At 63.0% G+C, this 19,746-nt stretch carries 16 protein-coding genes and 1 pseudogene; 14 read left to right on the top strand and 3 right to left on the bottom strand.

The genetic code is table 11. From position 1 onward, the window contains the following. The 7 genes from xdhC to FLM52_08455 all read left to right on the top strand — a co-directional run bounded on the left by xdhC (position 1) and on the right by FLM52_08455 (position 6,684). A complete protein-coding gene (xdhC, locus tag FLM52_08485; GenBank protein NVN55821.1) occupies positions 1–999 on the top strand; it encodes a xanthine dehydrogenase accessory protein XdhC in 999 nt (332 codons plus the stop codon). Positions 1,000–1,148: 149 nt separating this feature from the next. Then, the gene (gene guaD, locus FLM52_08480) at positions 1,149–2,585 is read left to right on the top strand and encodes a guanine deaminase (protein ID NVN55820.1); all 1,437 of its coding nucleotides are present in this window, start codon (positions 1,149–1,151) and stop codon (positions 2,583–2,585) included. Between the two features lie 211 nt (positions 2,586–2,796). Then, positions 2,797–3,456 carry an oxygen-insensitive NAD(P)H-dependent nitroreductase NfsB gene (locus FLM52_08475; protein ID NVN55819.1) on the top strand — a complete coding sequence of 220 codons (660 nt, stop codon included), beginning with the start codon at positions 2,797–2,799 and terminating at the stop codon, positions 3,454–3,456. A 306-nt stretch (positions 3,457–3,762) separates the two neighbouring features. Continuing rightward, positions 3,763–4,071 carry an antibiotic biosynthesis monooxygenase gene (locus tag FLM52_08470; protein ID NVN55818.1) on the top strand — a complete coding sequence of 103 codons (309 nt, stop codon included), beginning with the start codon at positions 3,763–3,765 and terminating at the stop codon, positions 4,069–4,071. Between the two features lie 275 nt (positions 4,072–4,346). Continuing rightward, a complete protein-coding gene (locus FLM52_08465; protein ID NVN55817.1) occupies positions 4,347–5,777 on the top strand; it encodes a xanthine permease XanP in 1,431 nt (476 codons plus the stop codon). Positions 5,778–5,791: 14 nt separating this feature from the next. After that, the gene (locus FLM52_08460; protein ID NVN55816.1) at positions 5,792–6,049 is read left to right on the top strand and encodes a hypothetical protein; all 258 of its coding nucleotides are present in this window, start codon (positions 5,792–5,794) and stop codon (positions 6,047–6,049) included. A 182-nt stretch (positions 6,050–6,231) separates the two neighbouring features. After that, positions 6,232–6,684 carry an Lrp/AsnC family transcriptional regulator gene (locus tag FLM52_08455; protein ID NVN55815.1) on the top strand — a complete coding sequence of 151 codons (453 nt, stop codon included), beginning with the start codon at positions 6,232–6,234 and terminating at the stop codon, positions 6,682–6,684. Positions 6,685–6,782: 98 nt separating this feature from the next. Here the strand turns inward: FLM52_08455 and FLM52_08450 are convergent, their stop codons facing one another. Further along, positions 6,783–7,730 carry a hypothetical protein gene (locus FLM52_08450; protein ID NVN55814.1) on the bottom strand — a complete coding sequence of 316 codons (948 nt, stop codon included), beginning with the start codon at positions 7,728–7,730 and terminating at the stop codon, positions 6,783–6,785. A 658-nt stretch (positions 7,731–8,388) separates the two neighbouring features. On the opposite strand from FLM52_08450, the gene FLM52_08445 reads away from it, so the two are divergent. The 6 genes and pseudogenes from FLM52_08445 (at position 8,389) to FLM52_08420 (ending at position 15,705) form a co-directional block, all read left to right on the top strand. After that, positions 8,389–9,480 carry an ABC transporter substrate-binding protein gene (locus FLM52_08445; protein ID NVN55813.1) on the top strand — a complete coding sequence of 364 codons (1,092 nt, stop codon included), beginning with the start codon at positions 8,389–8,391 and terminating at the stop codon, positions 9,478–9,480. 195 nt (positions 9,481–9,675) lie between these two features. Continuing rightward, positions 9,676–10,206 carry a TRAP transporter small permease subunit gene (locus tag FLM52_08440; protein NVN55812.1) on the top strand — a complete coding sequence of 177 codons (531 nt, stop codon included), beginning with the start codon at positions 9,676–9,678 and terminating at the stop codon, positions 10,204–10,206. Beyond that, complete coding sequence (locus FLM52_08435; GenBank protein NVN55811.1) at positions 10,203–11,531, top strand: TRAP transporter large permease subunit; 1,329 nt, start codon at positions 10,203–10,205, stop codon at positions 11,529–11,531. The genes FLM52_08440 and FLM52_08435 overlap by 4 nt, the downstream gene beginning before the upstream one ends. 252 nt (positions 11,532–11,783) lie before the next feature. Next, a complete protein-coding gene (locus tag FLM52_08430) occupies positions 11,784–12,623 on the top strand; it encodes a sulfite exporter TauE/SafE family protein (protein ID NVN55810.1) in 840 nt (279 codons plus the stop codon). A 51-nt stretch (positions 12,624–12,674) separates the two neighbouring features. Next, entirely contained in the window at positions 12,675–14,390 is a 1,716-nt protein-coding gene (locus FLM52_08425; GenBank protein NVN55809.1) for a gamma-glutamyltransferase family protein, read from the top strand. 249 nt (positions 14,391–14,639) lie between these two features. Beyond that, positions 14,640–15,705, top strand: a pseudogene (locus FLM52_08420) (type II asparaginase). Positions 15,706–15,818: 113 nt separating this feature from the next. On the opposite strand, the gene FLM52_08415 reads toward FLM52_08420, so the two are convergent. Together FLM52_08415 and FLM52_08410 are read right to left on the bottom strand one after the other, a co-directional pair. Next, positions 15,819–16,472: an NAD(P)H-dependent oxidoreductase gene (locus FLM52_08415; GenBank protein NVN55808.1), complete on the bottom strand. Its 654-nt coding sequence runs from the start codon at positions 16,470–16,472 to the stop codon at positions 15,819–15,821. 235 nt (positions 16,473–16,707) lie between these two features. After that, positions 16,708–18,804, bottom strand: a complete 2,097-nt coding sequence (locus FLM52_08410; protein ID NVN55807.1) for an NADH:flavin oxidoreductase — start codon at positions 18,802–18,804, stop codon at positions 16,708–16,710. 227 nt (positions 18,805–19,031) lie between these two features. On the opposite strand from FLM52_08410, the gene FLM52_08405 reads away from it, so the two are divergent. After that, the gene (locus FLM52_08405; GenBank protein NVN55806.1) at positions 19,032–19,676 is read left to right on the top strand and encodes a TetR/AcrR family transcriptional regulator; all 645 of its coding nucleotides are present in this window, start codon (positions 19,032–19,034) and stop codon (positions 19,674–19,676) included. Positions 19,677–19,746 lie beyond the last annotated feature (70 nt).

Below are 19,746 nucleotides of genomic sequence, written 5' to 3'. Positions count from 1 at the left end.
ATGAATGCAAAGAGTGCCGCGACCGGCCGCTGGTATCAGGCGCTCGCCGAGGCTCAGGCAGCGCTGACGGCGCATGCCCTGGCCACCGTGGTGACGGTGGCGGGCTCTGCCCCGCGTGGTGCCGGCAGCAAGATGCTGATCACCCCCGATACGCTGCACGACAGCCTCGGCGGCGGTCGGCTGGAGCAGCTGGTGGTGGAGCGCGCTCGTGAGAGGTTGGCCCGAGGACAGTCTGGCTGCCTGCTCGAGGAGATCGCGCTCGGCCAGCATGCCCAGCAATGCTGCGGCGGCCATGTGCAGGTGCTGATCGAGCTGTACCCGGCGCTTGCGCCACGCCTCGCCCTGTTCGGCGCCGGCCATGTTGGGCAAGCGATCGTCACGCTGCTGGCACCACTGGGCTGGCAGATCGACTGGCGGGATTCACGCGCCGAGCAGCTCACCGCTGCCACGCCCCCCGCGGGTTGCGAGGGCCGTGTAGCGCGTCAGGCATTCAATATCCTGACTTACCTGCCGACCGCGAAAGTCGCGCCCGCCAGTGAGTCACTGCCCGTAATAGCGGGCAGCCATGTGCTGGTATTGACCCATGACCATGTCGAGGACCAGGCGTTGATCGCCGCGCTCGCAGCGCGTGATGACCTGGCCTCGCTGGGGCTGATCGGTTCCAGCAGCAAGTGGGCGCGTTTTCGCCAGCGCCTGCGTGGCGATCTCGCGGAGCATCAGATCGCCCGCGTTCGCTGCCCGATTGGCGTGCCCGGCATCCCCGGCAAACGCCCTGAGGAGATCGCGATTGGCGTCGTCGCCGAGCTGCTGCAGATCGAGGCGCGGCGCAGTGACGAAGCGGCCGTGAACTCGTCCGACAAGGCCACCGCCCATGGCACGTCAACCCAGGGCGCGTCACTGGACAGCCATGGGCTGACGCGTCAGGGTGCCCGCCAGCTACGCGCCCATTTTGCCCGTGACGCGATGCACCAGACAGAAACGATACAGAAGGCCGAATGATGACTGACCAAGACACGTCGCACACTGCGGCCTGCCACCTGGATGAGCAGCGCCTGACAGTAGCCCTGCGCGCGGCCGCCAGGGACGCTTCCTGCGTCAGCCTGCTGCGCGGCGCACTGCTGCATTTCGTCGCCAACCCTGAAGACGCCATGCTGAGTGACGCGGCCTCGAGCGATGGCAACGATGATAGAGACAACCGAGCCTCTGACATGGCGGCGACCCTGGCACGCGCCGTCGAACACTACGCCGATGCTTTGCTGGTGATGCACGCAGGCCATGTAGTCGCCGTGGGGGATCATCGCTCGCTTGCCCGGCATGAGACCGTGGGCGAGCTGATGCGCCTGTCTCCGCCGCGCAAGGTCCAAGGCCTGATGATGCCGGGCTTCATCGATACCCATGTGCACTTCCCGCAGCTGGATATCATCGCAAGCTACGGCCACTGCCTGATCGATTGGCTGAACACCTACACCTTCCCCGCCGAGCAGCGCTTCGCTGACCCCGCACATGCCGCCGAGGTCGCCGGAGCCTTCCTCGATGCGCTGCTGTGTCATGGTTCGACCAGCGCCCAGGTGTTCGCCACCTCACATGCTACCAGTGCCAATGCCCTGTTCCGGGCCGCCCAATCGCGCAACATGCGCGTACACGCCGGGCGCGTGATGATGGACCGCAACGCCCCGCCCGAGCTGCTGGACTCCGGAGTCGCCGCGCTCAAGGACGATGAGCGCCTGATCGCCGACTGGCACGGGCGTGATCGCCTCGGCTATGTGCTGACGCCGCGCTTCGCGCCGACCTCCACGCCCGAGCAACTCGAGGCTGCCGGCCAAATGCTCAAGAGCCAGCCGGACCTGCACCTGCAGACCCATCTGGCCGAGAACCTCGATGAGGTGAAGTGGGTCGCCGAGCTGTTCCCCGACGCTCGCGACTATCTGGCAGTCTATGAGGATGTCGGCCTGAGTCATGAGCGCACCACCTTCGCCCATGGCATCCACCTGGACGATGGCATGCGCCAGCGCATCGCGGATCGTGGCGCCAGCATCGCCTTCTGTCCGACCTCCAATCTGTTTCTCGGCAGCGGACTCTTCGATCGCGCCAGTGCCCGCGCCATGGGCATGAACATCAGCATCGCCACCGATGTCGGCGGTGGCTCCAGCCTGTGTCAGCTGGAGAGCCTCAAGGCCGCCTATCAGGTCGGCCAGCTTCACGGCGCCGTCGCTCATGATGTGGCGGGGCTTGAGTCACGCGCCAATCAACCGCTGACGCCCTGGCAGGGCTTCTATCAACTGACGCTGGGTAATGCACGCGCCATGCGTCTGCAAGACAAGGTCGGCAACCTGCGTCCGGGCATGGAAGCCGATGTCATCGTGCTCGACCCCGCCGCCACGCCCTTGCTGGCACGGCGCACTCGATGGGGTCAGTCCAACCAGATATCGCTGCAGGAGGTGCTGTTCGCATTGATGATGCTGGGCGACGACCGCGTGATACGCGAAGTCCATGTGGCGGGCCAGTGTCGCAAGCTGAACGGCCTGATGCTGAGTGCTTCTTCTGATACGCCATCCAGAGAGCCCGCCGCAGCATTAATGCCATGAAAGCATCACAGCGATGACAAGTAATTGACATATGGCACCAACTCTTGGGATTGGTGCCATTTTTTCATCTTAAAGATGCGCGCAACGCGGATACTCAACGCTGAATCCACTCGCTATGATGGCGACATCTCCTTCTACAAGTCTTTCCACAAGGCTTCTCACAAGGTCATGGACGCTCAGCGACTGGCCTGCCACTACGAGGACCATCATCATGACTCCCACCGCCATCATGCAACGTCGTTATTCCACCAAGGCCTTCGATCCGGCACGCAAGATCAGCGCCGCCGACTGGCAGGAACTGGAAAACGTGATGCGCCTGAGCGCCTCCAGCGTCAATTCCCAGCCGTGGCACTTCCTGGTGCTGGAATCCGACGATGCCAAGCAGCGCTTCGCGCGTGCCGGTACCGATGACAAGTACGCCTTCAACTCGCCGAAGATCACCAATGCGTCTCACGTCGTGCTGTTCTGCACTCGCTCCACCCTGGACGACGACTACCTGAACCACCTGCTGGACACCGAAGCGTCTGATGGCCGCTTCAAGAAGGATGACGAGTTCAGCGCGATGATGGACGGCGCGCGTCGTCTGTTCATCGACCTGCACCGTCATGACCTCAAGGACCTGCAGCACTGGATGGACAAGCAGGTTTACCTCAACTACGGCAGCCTGCTGTATGCAGCCTCCAGCCTGAACATCGATGCGGTGCCGCTGGAAGGCATCGACCCGGTAGCGCTGGATGCGGAATTCGGCCTGCGCGAGAAAGGCTTCAATGCCCTGGTCGCCGTGAGCCTGGGTTACCGCGCCGCTGACGACTTCAATGCCGAGCTGCCCAAGTCCCGTCTGCCGGCAGACGAGATCTTCACTCGCCTGTAAGGTTCGCTTTCAAGGCCGGGCTCTCAAGGTCAGGCTCTCAGCAGCTCGCTCTCAAGAGCGGATTCTGAAGATCTGTTCACAGCAGCTGTTCGCAAGACATCGACGTGACCGCCTTGCCGGCCAACGGCGGGCACGGGGGGCAAGTCGCCGCCCGTGCCCGCCGCATTGCATCCCGATGGCGGACATGCCACCTTTTCGAGGCAGGCCAGCGCACTGCATTCCCGGCGGCGATGGCCGGCTTGCGTGCCTGATTTATTTCGCCCATCCGTTACGTCCACTTCTTACGCCCACGACAGGATCCATGCCATGTCCATCAAGCTTATCGCGACACTGACCTTCCCCGCCGACCAGCAGGACAAGGCACGCGATGCTCTCGCCGAACTGGTCGAGAAGAGCCGGTCCGACAAGGGCTGCCTGCAGTACGAATTCTTCGCGATCGACAAGAACGTCGCGGAAGGTGAGCCAGTACCGGAAGGCGACTTCGTGGTACTGGAAGAATGGTGGGATGAAGACGCCATCGAAGCCCACGTGGCCACCGAACACTTCCAGGGTTTTTTGAGCGCCTTCGGCGAAGGCGAGATCAGCCTCAATATCCAGCGCCTGCTGACACCCTGAGCCGCTGGGCGTACGTTCGCTCAGACAAGGCGCCGCGAGAGCAAAGACAGATCCCCGCCGGGCATCACGCCCGGCGGGGATCTTGCGTTTGTGGCACACGGACTTGGCCTGCTCATCCGCTGGCCAGGCCGCGGGACACGCAACAAGTGATGGAAAAATCGATACGATCACTGAACTTGGTTCACATCTTGCTTATAATTGGCTGCCCGCGCTGAACCCTCCAGTGCCCGACACCATTTCCGCCATTGCACCGCGAGCAGAACAAGGAGCGTCACATGAGCCAATCCTCTTCCGATTCCAAGGGGATCGACGAACCACTGCTCGGCCTCGAAAGCTGCCCGTCGGTCCCCATCTCGGCCCTCGCCGGCGCCCAGCATCTGCTCGCCAGCCTGGCGGGCATCATCGCCCCGACCCTGATCATCACCAGCGCGCTGGGCCTCGATGCCTACACCGCCAGCCTGCTGTCGATGGCATTGGTGGTCTCCGGGGTCGCCACCTGGATCCAGTCCCAGCGCATCGGCCCGTTCGGCTCGGGGCTATTGAGCATCCAGGGCACCAGTTTCAGCTTCGTGTCCGCGCTGATCACCGCCGGGTTGATCGCACGCTCGCAGAATGCCAGTGACGAGCAGGTACTGGCGGTGCTGTTCGGCACCTGCCTGGCGGGCAGCCTGATCGAGATGGCGCTGGGTACGGTGTTGCCGTGGCTCAAGCGGGTCATCACGCCCGTGGTCACCGGCGTGGTGGTGATGCTGATCGGCCTGAGCCTGATCCAGGTGGGCATGACGGACATCGGCGGCGGCTTCGGCGCCGAGGACTTCGGTGCGCCCGCCAATCTGGCACTGGCCGGTTGTGTGCTGATCACAGTGCTGGCCTGTCAGGTCTCGCGTCATCCGTGGCTGAGAATCGCCTCCATCTTCATCGGCATGGCCGTCGGCTGCATCATCGCCGCCATCGGTGGCCTCTATGATGCACCGCAGCTGGCCGATGCCGCCCTGCTGGCCCTGCCGCATCCGGCGACCCTGAATACCGGCTTCGATTTCTCGCTGGCCGCCTTCCTGCCGGTGGCCTTCATCTTCATGATCACCGCCATCGAGACGGTCGGTGACCTCACCGGCAGCGCACGTGCCTCGGGGCTCGCCGTGGATGATGAGCTGCACCAGAAGCGCCTGCGCGGCGGCGTGCTGGGCGACGGCCTGAATTCCGCGCTCGGCGCGCTGGCCGGCACCTTCCCCAACACCACCTTCAGCCAGAACACCGGCGTGATCCAGCTGACCGGCATCGCCAGCCGCCATGTGGGCCGCTACGTGGCCGGCTTCCTGCTGCTGCTGGGCCTGTCGCCTTTCATCGCCACCCTGCTGACCCAGATGCCGCGTCCGGTGCTCGGTGCCACCACCACGCTGATGTTCGCGCTGATCGCGGTGTCCGGTATCCGCATCCTGATGGCGCAGCCCATCGGGCGCCGCGAGATGATGATCATCGCGCTGGCCCTGGGTCTGGGGCTTGGCGTCGGCATGGTGCCGGATGTGCTGAACGCCATTCCGGGCGCCTTCGCCGATGCCCTGCGCTCGCCGATCACCATGGGCGGCCTGACCGCCATCATCGCCGAGCTGCTGCTGCCGAAGATGGAAGACGCCGAGGTATTCAATCCCAGAGCGAGTGAGCGTGAGTCCATCGACAGCATCAGCGCGGATCAGGAACACGCCTGACCACCGAAGACACCGTGCGCATCGGCAACCCCGATACTTCATCAACCTCGACTTCCGCGACCCCAAGGAAGAAGCCCGCCGATTACGAGTTCCGCAATGGCGAGCTGACAATGGTCAACTATCAGCTGATTCCGGTGAATCCAAAGAAGAACGTAGAGAAGAATGGCAAGCGCAGGAAGGTGCTGGTCGCAAAGGAAATCCCGAGGACAGCGAACTGCGCGAATTCCTGCCCTCTATCAGGGCAGGTGGCGGGCGAGATCGTCTATCAGTGACGCTTGAGGCTTCTGCTCTAAACATGCACATGACAACGGGGCGCCTTGGCGTCCCGTTGTCGTTTTCAGAGCGGGAATATTCTCGCCAGAGGCTCAGCCGGACTATACAAGTGCGGATCGCACAGGTTTGATAAGACAAGACAGGCACACCACCACAACAAAGACCGTCGAGACCCCGGCCCATGAACCTCAACCGCACCGACAGTGAGCTGCTCAACCTGCTGATCAAGGACGGTCGCATGTCCTATGCCGATATCGCCCGCAAGCTCGGCATTTCACGTGCCCATGCCCGCAGTCGCGTCCAGGCGCTGGTCGAGAGCGGCGTGATCGAGCAGTTCACCGCCGTCATCAACCCCGACAAGCTCGGCAAGGGCATCTCCACCTTCGTGGATCTGAACGTCGCCCCCAGTGCCATCGAACGCATCGCCGAGGAGCTTTCCGCCTGCGTCGAGGTGGTCAGCCTCTATATCATGAGCGACCTGAAAAGCCTGCACATCCACACCCTAACCGACAGCTACGAGGCCTTCGATGCCTTCGTGCGCGCGCATATCTTCAACCGCGACGAGATCCTCTCCGTCGACTGCAAGTCGCTGATGACTCGCGTGAAGCACCGGCGTGGCGGTGCGCGGCTATAACGTCTCTGTTTCTGCCTCCGCCTCTATCTCTGACGCCGCAGCCCCGGCCGGCGCCAGGGCTGTCAGCTCAATCGTCATCTCCAGTATCACCTCAAGCGTCACTGCAATCTTCCCAGCCCGCGCAGCAGCCGTAGCGCGATCCACAGAAAGCCCAGCGGGAACAGCACCGTCTGGGTGATGAACAGCATGGTGAGGTCGATCACCTTGTCGGTCATCGCATCAAAGCCCTGGGTAACACTGGTGATCGGCCCACCGACCCAGCCTTCCATGCTGCCCTTGAACTGCTGCCACCAGCTGCGCTCCTCGTGTGCGCCACCTACCTGCTTGTCGGCGACTTCCGCCAGCTGCTGCTGCGTCACGCTCAACTGCGCCATCTGGGTATCGCGGCTGTCATCGAGAAAGGCCTGCCCCGCGGCGCCGCTGGCCAGCGCGACACTCAGCACCGCGAAGCGCAGTGCGATGCCCCACAGGGCCACGCGCAGAATGGCCACCTGCCACCAACGCTGGCGGGGATACATCCCCTCGTCCGATTGGCGACTCCCCGTAAGCAGTCCCAGCGCTGCCAGCAGGCAGGCACCACTGGCGAATGCCTTGATGATCAGCGAGCCGGAGATGCCCAGCAGCAGCTTCTGCAGCGCCAGCGAGCCGGTCGCCGCGAACATCACCCACGAGAAGCGCTCGATCATGTCATTGGCGGGGTCCAGCGCTTCCCCGGGCGAGACCTGAAAGACCTGCAGGTCGATGGTCGAGGACTGCAGCACCGAGATGGTCGCATTCAACCCCTTGGCGATGGCGAAGGCACTGAAGGCCTGACCCAGAGTGGCGTCGAGGAAATCCAGCGCCCACTGCTGCGGCACTTCCCACCAGGCAAGCACCGCCATCACCACCAGGATGGCGACCAGCAGGATGCGCGGCACCTGTGCCCCTTCCGGCGTCCCGAGCGTGGCGGGCAGGCGCGGCCCGGCAGTCTTCGTCACGCAGGTGGATGCGGTGGCAGGCGAAGACTCCGAGCGGGCGGTAGGCTCTTCAGGCTCATGAGGTGACATCTAACGCTCCATCAGGACAAAGCCGCATGATGCCACCGACCCGTCAGACTGTCGTCTATGGCGCCTCGCATGAAGACTCGATGTGGGCGAACCGGCTCTGATTGACCGACGCTGAGCGCCCCTATCCAGGTGCACCATGATCGATCGCACGCACCATCAGGTCGCGAGCATGACAATTGATCATCCCCACCCCACATTCGTGAGCCAGATGTCACCCTCCCCGTCGCAATCGGTGAACAAATGCCGCGACAGGCGTGATCTTCTGACATTTGTCAGGCCCTGAACTCTTCCAATCAGCGCTGCCACGGCCTCACTTGGGCAACGCCAGGGGCGCGCTCACGCTCCATCCGCGGAACACAGCGTCCAGAATCCCCATGCAATCAATTGAAAATACAGAATAAATCTCTCTACGCGCCAAATGGCACATGCCTTGCAATGTCTTCCACGTAGCCCACTGACAAATGGCAGCCTCCTGGCTGACAAATGACAGGCAACGCTACTCAAGAACATGTAGAAACACCTACACAACAAGATCGCCGGCCTCGATGTCGGCATGCCGTACAGGCGCCCCTTGAGACAGAAGACTCTTTCACACAGAGCATTCAAAGCAGTCTGTCGCAAGGGCATTACTGGTCATCCGTCCGCAGGAGATCTTCCCATGACATTCGATCGTCGCAAGTTCCTGGGTGCCGCACTGGCAACCTCAACCGCTGGACTCGTGATGGGTGCGCCCGCCATCGTGCGCGCGGAATCCAACAAGACCTATCAATGGAAGATGACCAATGCCTATGGTCCGGGCTCGCCCTTCTATGTCGAGGGCCCGGGCAGTCCGACCGACTTCTGTCGCAAGGTGGAGGCCATGTCCGGCGGGCGCATGAAGATCCAGCACTTCGCAGCCGGTGAGCTGATTCCGGCCCTGGAGGGCTTCAATGCCGTCGCCAGCGGCGTGGTGGAGATGAATGCCGGCAACGCCTACTTCTGGGCCGGCAAGATTCCTGCCGCCCAGTACTTCACTACCGTGCCGTTCGGCATGAATACCCAGGGCATGAATGCCTGGCTGTATCACGGTGGCGGCCTGGAGCTGTGGCACGAACTCTACGCGCCCAAGGGGCTGATCGCCTTCCCGATGGGCAATACCGGCGTGCAGATGACCGGCTGGTTCCGCAAGCCGATCAATACGGTCGAGGACTTGAAGGGTTTGAAGATGCGCATCCCGGGGCTGGCCGGCAAAGTCTACGCCGAACTGGGCGTGGCCGTGCGTCTATTGCCCGGCGGAGAGATCTTCCCGGCGCTGGAACGTGGCGTCATCGATGCCGCCGAGTTCGTCGGCCCCTATCAGGATCGTCGTCTGGGACTGCAGAAAGCCGCCAAGTACTACTACACCACCGGCTGGCATGAGCCGACCAACGTCACCGAGCTGATGATCAACAAGGCCGCCTGGGAGAGCCTGCCGGAAGACCTGCAAGCCATCGTCAAGGCTGCCGCTCAGGCGTGCAATGTCGAGAGCCAAGCCTGGTGCGAATCGGTGAATGCCGAGGCGCTCAATGATCTTGTCGACAACGAAGGCGTGATCGCCCAGCCGCTACCGGACGCCGTGGTCGCACGCTTGAAGGAAGTCACCGATAAGACGCTCACCGACATGGCGGCTGCCGATCCGGATACCGCGCGCGTCCACGAGTCCTTCATGGCCTTCCGCGACCAGCACAAGGAATGGGCTGCCGTCAGCGAGAAGACCTTCCTGGCGCTCTGACGCCTGATGTCTCGGGTCTCGTCTCTGTCGGCTCACGCCCCGCGTTCAGACTCATCGCCCTATGAATTCGCCCTTCGCTGCGTTGCGGGGGCGAACTCAAGGTACAAGCCCCGAGCGCAAACGCCTTTTTCCGTCTTCCTGCTTCCCTGTCCAACGCCACGACCTGTCCCGTCGTGGCGTTCATGAGGCCATGCCATGCTGTACATCATCCATTTTCTCGAGGGCATCATCGAGCGACTGGGCGTCATCGCCCGTTACTCGCTGTTGGCGCTCGTATTGCTGGTCGCCAGTAACGTGCTGCTGCGTTACTTCTTCAGCATCAGCCCCGTGCCACTCCAGGAATTCGAGTGGCACCTGATTTCTCCCATCGCGCTGCTGGGCATCTCCTACGCCCTCAAGCATCGCGCCGACGTTCGCGTCGATGTCTTCTATGACCGTTTCTCCCTCAAGGGCCGCGCGCTGGTGGACCTGATCGGTGCGCTGATGACCATCGCCATCGGCGCCGCCATCGCCTGGCTGGGCATGAGCTACACCGAGCAGTCCTGGCAGCTGATGGAAGGCTCGCCCGACCCCGGCGGCCTGCCCTATCGCTATCTGCTCAAGGCCTTCATTCCCCTCGGGTTCGTCGCGCTTGCGCTGCAGGGCGTGGCAGATTGCCTGCACGCGCTGCTGGTGCTGTCGGGCAAGCCCGTCGACGGTGACCTGGAACGCGAGGTGACGCCATGAGCCCGAACGAGTGGATCGCGCTGGCCATGATCGGCGGTTTTCTGGTCCTGATGCTGATCGGCATTCCGGTCGCGATTTCCCTGGCCGTGGCCGGTTTCGTGGCGGGGCTGGCAGGCTTTGGCCCGCTGTTGTTCAGCCTGATGCCGGCCCGTCTGTATGGCGTGGTCACCAACTACACCCTGCTGGCGATCCCCTTGTTCGTCTTCATGGGGGTCATGCTCGAGAAATCGCGGGTCGCCGAGGACATGCTCGAGACCATCGGGCGTGCCATGGGCGGCGTCAATGGCGGCATGGGCATCGCGATCATCCTGGTCGGCGTGCTGATGGGGGCCTCTACCGGCATCGTCGGCGCGACCGTGGTCACCGTCGGCATGCTGACGCTGCCGACCCTGTTGCGGCGTGGCTACCACCCCGGCGTGGCCTCGGCCACCATCTGCGCCTCCGGCACCCTTGGGCAGATCATCCCGCCGAGTCTGGTGTTGATCCTGCTGTCGGAAATTCTCGGTGAATCCGTCGGTACCCTGTTTGCGGCCGCCTTCGTACCGGGGCTGGCCATCGCCGTCATCTATATCGTCTATCTGCTCGTACTGGGCTGGTGGAAGCCGGCTCTCGTTCCGGCCATCCCGGAAGAGGAGCGCGCCGCCGCCGGTGGCATGAAGGAATTGCTGCGTGACCTGGCCCGTAGCGTGATTCCGCCGCTGATGCTGGTGTTCGCGGTGCTCGGCTCGATCTTGGGCGGCGTGGCCGCTCCCACCGAAGCGGCCTCGATGGGCGCGTTGGGCAGCATGCTGATCGCGCTGCTGGCTCGGCGTCTCAACTTCACCATGCTCAAGGCCTGTCTGCACTCGACCCTGACCATCACCGCCATGGTCTATTTCATTCTGCTGTGCGCGCAGCCCTTCTCACTGGCCTTCCGCGGCCTTGGCGGCGAGAACATGGTGCATGATCTGTTCAACCTGCTGCCGGGTGGCGAGCTGGGCGCGCTGATCTTCCTGATGGTGATACTCTTCGTGCTCGGCTTTTTCCTGGAGTGGATCGAGATCAGCTACATCGCGCTGCCGATGTTCCTGCCGGTCTTCATCGGCTATGGCACCGACATGGTGTGGCTGGGCGTGCTGGTGGCAATGAATCTGCAGATGTCCTTCCTGACGCCGCCCTTTGGCTGGGCGTTGTTCTTCCTCAAGGGCGTCGCCCCGCCAGAGGTCACCACCCGCCATCTGTATCTCGGTGTGCTGCCCTTCGTGGGCCTGCAGGCTACGGCAGTCGTGCTGCTGTTCTGCTTCCCGGGGCTCGCGACCTGGCTGCCGGAGGCGATCGGTTGGTAAGCCGGCCAGCCATGTACCGGCCCGACTCGAGACACTCGAGTGGTGATTCAGCGCAAAGGCCATTGGAAAGGTAATTCAGCAACGCGTAATGTCTTGTGGCCTGCCCTGCGGCTCGCCGCCCCTCAAGACAGCACACCCGGCAGTGCTCCATGCAGTGCTTCAGGGGGCATGCAACGTCTGTCGATGGTATTCGTCGGCAATTTTAAAAAGCAATAAATGACCCCGCGCCATAGGGGACGACAAGGAAACACCATGGAACTGTTCTCAGCCTATCCACTGCACTGGATTCTCGGCCTGATCGCCGCACTGATCGTCACCGGCATGATCGCCGGCGTGATGGCCGGCCTGCTGGGGGTCGGCGGCGGCATCGTCATCGTGCCCGTGCTCTTTCACCTCTTCAGCCTGCTGGGCGTCGATGAAGCTGTGCGCATGCACCAGGCGGTCGGCACCTCGCTTGCGACCATCATTCCTACCTCGATCATGTCGGCCAGGGCCCACTACGCCAAGGGCAATCTGGACCCGGCGATTCTCAAGCGCCTGCTGCCGGGCGTGATCATCGGCGTCATCATCGGCGGCCTGCTCTCCAACCTGTTCAGTGGTGCGGTACTGATGGGGCTGTTTGCCACCGTGGCCTTCCTGGTCGCGCTCAACATGTTCCGCCGTCAGTCCACCGTGCTGGGCAATGGCCTGCCGGGCCCGCTGGGCAGCAGCGCACTGGGTACCTTCATCGGGAGTGTCTCGACGCTGATGGGCATCGGCGGCGGCACCCTGAGCGTACCGACCCTGAGCACCCTGGGCACCCCTATGCACCTGGCCGTCGGCACGGGCGCGGCGCTGGGCCTGGTCATCAGTCTGCCGGGCACCGCCAGCTTCCTGCTCAATGGCATCGGCGAACCGAACCTGCTGCCGGGCTCCATCGGCTACGTCAATCTGCTCGGCTTCGCCGCCATTGTCCCGGCCACCATGCTGTGCGCCCCGATCGGCGCGAAGCTGGCTCACGCGATGGACGCCGCCAAGCTCAAGAAGGTCTTCGCCATCTTCCTGATGTTTACGGCACTGCGCATGTTCTACGACCTGTTCACCGGTAGCTGAGCCGCACTGGACGCTCAATAACAACAACGGAATCCTCAGGAGCAAGACGCCATGATTCATACCCGACGTGGTTTTGGCGGCGCCTGCGCCGCGCCCCATCATCTGGCGGCGCAAGCGGGCCGCGATATCCTGCGCGATGGTGGCAACGCCATCGAGGCGATGGTCGCGATGGCAGCGACCATCGCGGTGGTCTACCCCCACATGAACGGCATCGGGGGTGACGGCTTCTGGCTGATCAAGCGCCCGGGGCTGGCGCCGCTAGCGATCGATGCCTGTGGCCCGGCGGCAGGGCTTGCCAGCCGCGAATTCTATGCCGAACACGGCCATGGCTATGCGGCTGACAGTGAGGGGACTGCTCCCCTCGCCAACGGCAGCAGCATCCCGACCCGCGGGCCGCTGTCGGCCTTGACCGTGGCCGGCACCATCGGCGGCTGGCAGGAGGCGCTGGCCTTCTCTGCCGAAACCTCGGCGGATGAGCGCTCGCCCCTGGCGCTTTCGACACTGTTGAGCCATGCCATCCGCCATGCCAATGATGGCGTGGCCGTCAGCGCCAGCCAGAAGGCACTCAGCGAAAAACACCTGGCCGTGCTCTCGCAGCAGCCCGGCTTCGCTGAGCGCTATCTGGGTCAGAGTGAGTCAGGTGAGCCGATCGCGCTGGAAGAAGGCGCGCGGCTGCGTCAGCCGGCGCTGGCCGCGACGCTCTCACGTCTGGCAGATGCCGGACTCGATGACTTCTATCGTGGTGAACTTGCCACGCGCATGGCACAGGAGCTGGAAGCCGCCGGCAGCCCGCTGCGCCTGGCTGATCTCAACGGTTATCGCGCCCAGCGCGTCACGCCGCTCAAGGTTTGCCTGCGTGACAGTGAGGTATACAACCTGCCCGCCCCGACCCAGGGTCTGGCCACATTGATGATTCTGGGGCTCTACGATGAATTGAGCGCCAGACACGGTATCAGCGAGGCAGACGGCAACACACCGCGTCACCTGCATGCACTGATCGAAGCCACCAAGCGCGCCTTCCTGGTACGCGACAGCCTGATTACCTCGCCGGAATGCATCAAGGGGGCGCTCGAGGACAGCCTCGAAGGCAGCATCGCCACGCAACAGGCACAGCTTTCCCCGGAGACCCTCGCCCGCCAGGCCGAGATGATCGACATGCAGTCCGCGCTGGGCTGGCCGCACGAGCCCGCCGAAGGCGACACCATCTGGATGGGCGCCACGGACAGTGACGGCACCACCGTCAGCTTCATCCAGAGCGTCTATTGGGAATTCGGCAGTGGCGTGGTGCTGCCGAGCAGTGGCGTGATGTGGCAGAACCGTGGGCTGGCGTTCGATCTGGCGCCGGACGGGCTGCGCAGCCTGGCGCCGGGCCGCAAGCCCTTCCACACTCTCAATCCATCACTGGCCTGCTTCGATGATGGTCGCGTGATGGCCTTCGGCACCATGGGCGGCGAAGGCCAGCCGCAGACCCAGGCGGCTATCTTCACGCGCATCGCCCGTCACGGCATGTCATTACAGGCCGCGATCAGCGCGCCTCGCTGGCTGCTCGGTCGCACCTGGGGCGATGTCAGTACCAGCCTCAAGCTGGAATCGCGCCTCGCGGGTGAGATGGCTCAGACACTCGCGGCCATGGGCCATGAAGTGGAAGTCCTCGATGAGGCCTTCAGCGACACCCTGGGTCACGCCGGTGCCGTGATGCGCCACCCGGATGGGCAGGTCGAGGCGGCCCATGACCCGCGCAGTGATGGTGGCGCGGCGCTGACGTGATGAAACCGGCCAGTGTCATGTCACGAACTGGCCGGATTCTTGCTTTACTCGATGGGGGGATGAAGCCTTTCGCCTGACTACCACCTCCACCCCATGCTGAGCATCAGTCGCCACACAAAACGACAAGGAGAACTTACCTCTTGATTTTAGATATTCCTTATTCATGAATAATGAAAGATTGAGACACGACCTTCATTTGCACTCATAACAACGAAAGAGCGACTCACCACAATGACAACAGCTGACTTCATGACTCCCCGCCGCCTTGTAGCTGCCATCTCGATCGCCGCCTGTTCTCTGGCCTATGGCATTCAGGCCAACGCCGCGGAACACCCGGGGGTGAAGATCTATGCCACCGGCGGCACGATTGCGGGTAGCTCTGCCTCATCCACGGACACCACCAACTACAAATCCGGCAGCCTGGGGGTGCAAGCGCTGCTGGACGCCGTACCAGAGCTGGCCGATGTCGCCGAAGTGACCGGTGAACAGATCGCCAATACCGGCAGCAGCAATATCGATCAGGAAATCCTGCTCAAGCTGTCGAAGGCGATCAATGAAGAACTTGCGACGGACGCCACCCACGGCGTGGTCATCACCCACGGTACCGACACTCTGGAGGAGACCGGCTTCTTCCTGGATCTCACCGTCGACAGTGACAAGCCGGTGGTCATGGTGGGCGCCATGCGTCCGGCGACTGCCATCAGTGCCGATGGCCCGTTCAACCTGCTGGAGGCGGTCACCTTGGCAGCCGATGAAGGCGGTCACCTTGGCAGCCGATGAAGGCGCGGAGGGACGTGGGGCGATGATCGTGCTCAATGACCGCATCGGCTCGGCGTATTACACCACCAAGACCAATGCCATCATGATGGACACCTTCAAGGCGACTGAGCAGGGTTACCTCGGTGCCTTCGTCAGCGGCAAGCCGCACTTCTATTACACACCGGCGACACCGACCGACAAGCCTCACTTTGATGTGACATCCCTCGATGGCCTGCCGAAGGTCGATATCATCTACGCCCACCAGGACATGGACCCGGCACTGTTCACTGCCGCCCTCGACAACGGTGCCGAGGGCATCGTGATCGCCGGCAGCGGCAATGGCTCGATTCCGGAGACCGTCAAGCCGCTGGTCAAGCAGGCCATGGCGGATGGCATCCCGGTCGTGCGCAGCACCCGTACCGGCAATGGTATCGTCAGTGCCAAGGAAGACGGCATTGGCAGTGGCGCCCTCAATCCTCAGAAGGCGCGCATTCTGCTCTCGCTGGCGCTGACGGAGACCGATGACATAGACAAGCTGCGGGGCTACTTCGAGTGAGTTGGCAGTCTCATGACGAAACGTGACTGACTATCAATGCAAAAAGGGACTGCTCAGGCAGTCCCTTTTTGCTGCGTCCCCCATTTATCAGGGCAAGGAACGCTATCACTCCTTCAAGGCGCGTTGCGCTGCGAGGGACTGCGCGTGAAGGCGCCGGGGCGCTTCTCACCGTCTTCGCTCTCGTGATAACGCCTGGCGGCATTCGCCCACCAGGCAAGTTGTTCGAAGGCGCGCTGGAGATAGCCGCCCCATTCCCGGGCATCCTGATTCTCGGCGTAGCCGCCGTCTTCATTGAGTACTTCCTGCGCTCGAGGCACGTGAATCATCGCCGAGACCGGCAGGCAGCCCAGCTCCGAGAGGAAGGTGCGCATGTTGACCGCTGCGCGTACCCCGCCCCACTGTCCTGCGGAGTAAGTCGCGATGACCGAGGGCTTGTAGGAGTAAAGCGAGCTGCCGAAGTGATTCAGCAGATTGGCCAACGCCGGACTCATGGAATGGTTGTACTCGGGGCTGACCATCACGTAACCATCCGCCGCTTCGATTTGCTGGGCGAGATTGAGCAAGTCCTGAGGGGCATTGCGCTGCGCATAGGAGAACAGCGGTTTGAAGGGGTCTGCCAGATCGTAATCGAGAGGATCGATCAGCACCGCCTCATGGCCACTTTCCTCGAGCTGTGCGACGCAGCACCTGGCAACCCTCTCCCCAAGACGTGCAGGTGCGGGGGGTGTGCTGGTCCGCACCGACCCCAGAAAGACCAGAATCTTCAGTGCCATTGTTCTCTCCTTGTGGCGAGCCACATGACGTGGATTCCTGTGCTCGATATTCGCTCTCCATTGCATCATATCCCGAACTCTGCACACCGATGCTCTACGCTGCAGGGCACTGCATCAATCTTCATGCTGTGCCTGACTGTCGGGTCTCGCCTGATTGATTACCCGCTTGTGGAAAATCTCATCCTGTAGATTCGTAAGCTTATATTTTAATTAGTGAATTTTTGACTACTCACACCACCTTCATCAGCCTCAGCGCGTCGTAGATCGCCGCATGGGTATTGCGGGTCGCGACGGCGTCGCCGATGCGATAGAGCTGGAAGCTGCCCTCTGCTGCGCGCTCGGTGTGCTGCGGACTTGGGCCGTCCACCGGTTGGGCGAGGCCTTCGATCAGGGCGTCGTAGTCCACTGCACCGCCGTTGCGTGAGTGAGGCTTGAGTTCGAAGTAGAGATCTTCCATCGGGCGGGCACCGAAGTTGACCACTACCTGATCGACGAGGCGCTGATCCGCGTAGGCACCGGTGCCCTTGCCCTGCGCCACGGCGTCATCCAGATAATCACTGCCGATATGGGCGATCAGCTGGCCATCCTCACTGCGCGTGACACTGCCAAGGCGATAGGTCGGCGTGAAGGTGACGGCAAGACGCTGCAGACTGCGCATGTAGGGCACCAGGTTCATGGCCATGATTTCCGGCGCGAAGGTGCGGTCTGGCGTCATCATCTCGAGTCTGGCACCGGAGTTGGCGATCATCTCGGCGGCCTGAAGTGCGGCGTGATCTCCCGCATCATCGAACAGCAGCACGTTGCGGCCAGGCGTGACGTGGCCCGCAAGAATGTCCCAGCTGGAGACAACCAGCTCACTGCCGACCTGAGGCATGTCTTCCTCGGGATAGCCACCGGTGGCGACGATGACGACATCAGGTTCCTCCGCCAGGACATCCTCGGCCTCGGCGAAGACGTTGTAGCGCATCTCGACGCCGAGCGCCTCACAGCGACTGATGCGCCAATCGATGATGCCGATCATCTCGCGTCGCCGCTCGCTCTGGGCGGTGAGGCGAATCTGGCCACCCGGCTGGTCGGCCGCTTCCAGCACCACCACCTGATGCCCACGCTCACCGGCGACGCGCGCGGCCTCGAGCCCTGCCGGGCCCGCGCCAATGATCACGACCTTGCGGGTGACCTCGGCAGGCGCGATGTCATGCGGTTGCTCCAGCTCTCGCCCGGTCGCAGCGTTATGGATGCAGTAGGCGGAGCCGCCCTGATAGATGCGATCCAGACAATAGTTGGCCCCGACACAGGGGCGGATGGTCTCCTCCTGCCCGGCCATCAGCTTGCGCACGATGTGCGGGTCCGCCATGTGGGCGCGCGTCATGCCGACCATGTCGACCTTGCCGGTGGCGATGGCGTGACGGGCGGTGGCGATGTCCTGGATCTTGGCGCCGTGGAAGGTCGGGAAATCCATCGCCTCGCGAATCTGCCCCGCGAAGTCGAGATGCGGCGCACTGGCCATGCCCTGGATCGGAATGACATCGGTGAGGCCCGCATCAGTGTCGATATGGCCGCGTACCACATTGAGAAAATCGACCTGACCGCTATCGCGCAGCAGACGCGAGATCTCCAGGCCCTCGCTGGCATCCAGCCCGCCACTCAGACACTCATCGCCGGTGTAGCGAACGCCGACGATGAATTCGCTGCCCACTCGAGCGCGAATGGCGCTCAACACTTCCATGGTGAAGCGCAGACGATTTTCGAGACTGCCGCCGTAGGGCCCCTCCAGGGTGTTGGTGAGCGGTGACCAGAACTGGTCCATCAGATGGCCATAGGCCTGCAGCTCGATACCGTCGAGGCCGGCTGCCTGCATGCGCTCAGCGGCGTCGGCGTAGTCCTGGATCAGCCGTGCGATATCCCAGTCCTCGACCCGCTTGGGAAAGGCGCGGTGCGCCGCCTCGCGACGATGGGACGCCGAGACCGCTGGCAACCAGTCGGCCTTGTCCCAGCGCGTGCGGCGTCCCAGATGCGTGAGCTGGATCATCACCGCGGTACCGTGCTCGTGACAGGCATCGGTCAGCTCGCTGAGCCAGGGCACCACCTCATCGCGATACGCCAGGAGGTTGTTGAACACCGGCGGGCTGTCCTTTGCCACCGAGGCAGAACCCGCCGTCATGGTCAGGGCAATGCCGGCGCGCGCCCGCTCCTCGTGATAGGCACGGTAACGCGCCTTCGGCATGCCATCTTCCGGATAGGCAGGCTCGTGGGAGGTCATCATCAAGCGATTCTTGAGGGTCAGATGCTTGAGCGTGAACGGCGTGAGCAGCGGGTCCTGAGCCATGTGGCCTCCTGATGAGCAGAGCGAGAACAGGGGTGTCTTTATTGCGTACACCTGTGTACATACGCTGACTATAGTCCTAGGCTTCAGACCATGCGTCGCCGGACACGCCGTTCTCGCCCGCCTGACGCAGCCAGACTCGTCGCTGTCGCAAACAGCATGCTCTTGGCGTCATCACACGATTTACCTCACACCAGCCCCACCATCCCCCGCCTTTCAGGAGACCGCCCATGCCAGAGTCCCAAAGCGTCCCCCGGGCCAGTGACGGCGCCCAGGCTGCCGGGCGCGGCAAGGCCGAAGACTGGCTGGAGGCCGCCTATCAGCAGCTGTTGCTCGGTGGCGTAGACTCGGTACGCGTTCTGACGCTGGCCAAGACATTGGGACTGTCTCGCACCAGCTTCTACTGGAGCTTCAAGGACCGCGATGCCCTGCTCGCGGCCTTGCTCGCCCGATGGGATACTCACAATACTGCTGGCTTGATCGGGCGCTGCGAGCAATACGCCGCCACGGTGGTGGAAGCCATGCTCAATGTCTTCGACTGCTGGCTGGATGAATCGCTGTTCGATTCCCGCTTCGAGCTGGCGATCCGCAACTGGGCTTCTCAGAACGCGGAGGTCGCCGCTGCCGTCGCCCTCGCTGATCAGGCACGCATTCAAGCGCTGACCAGCATGCTGGTGCGCTACGGCCAGCCCGAGCAACTCGCCAACGTGCGGGCGCGCACCACTTACCTGACCCAGATCGGCTATCTGTCGATGCGCACTCAGGAAAGCGTCAGCGAGCGCATCAGCCGTGTCGCCGAGTATGTCGAGGTCTTCGTCGGCGAGCGCTGCGAGCCTCAGGAGCTGGCACGCTTTGCGGCGCGACACCCGGCCTGAAAGGACAAAGCCCCGCCAGGGAGATTGGCGGGGGCTTCATGAGTGCGTCACTCTGCGAAGGCAAGACACA

The sequence above is a fragment of the bacterium Scap17 genome, assembly GCA_013376735.1.
In the GTDB taxonomy this organism is placed as follows: domain Bacteria; phylum Pseudomonadota; class Gammaproteobacteria; order Pseudomonadales; family Halomonadaceae; genus Cobetia.
The sequence above is the reverse complement of the archived record's forward strand: the minus strand, read 5'-3'. Positions and strand labels throughout refer to the sequence as shown.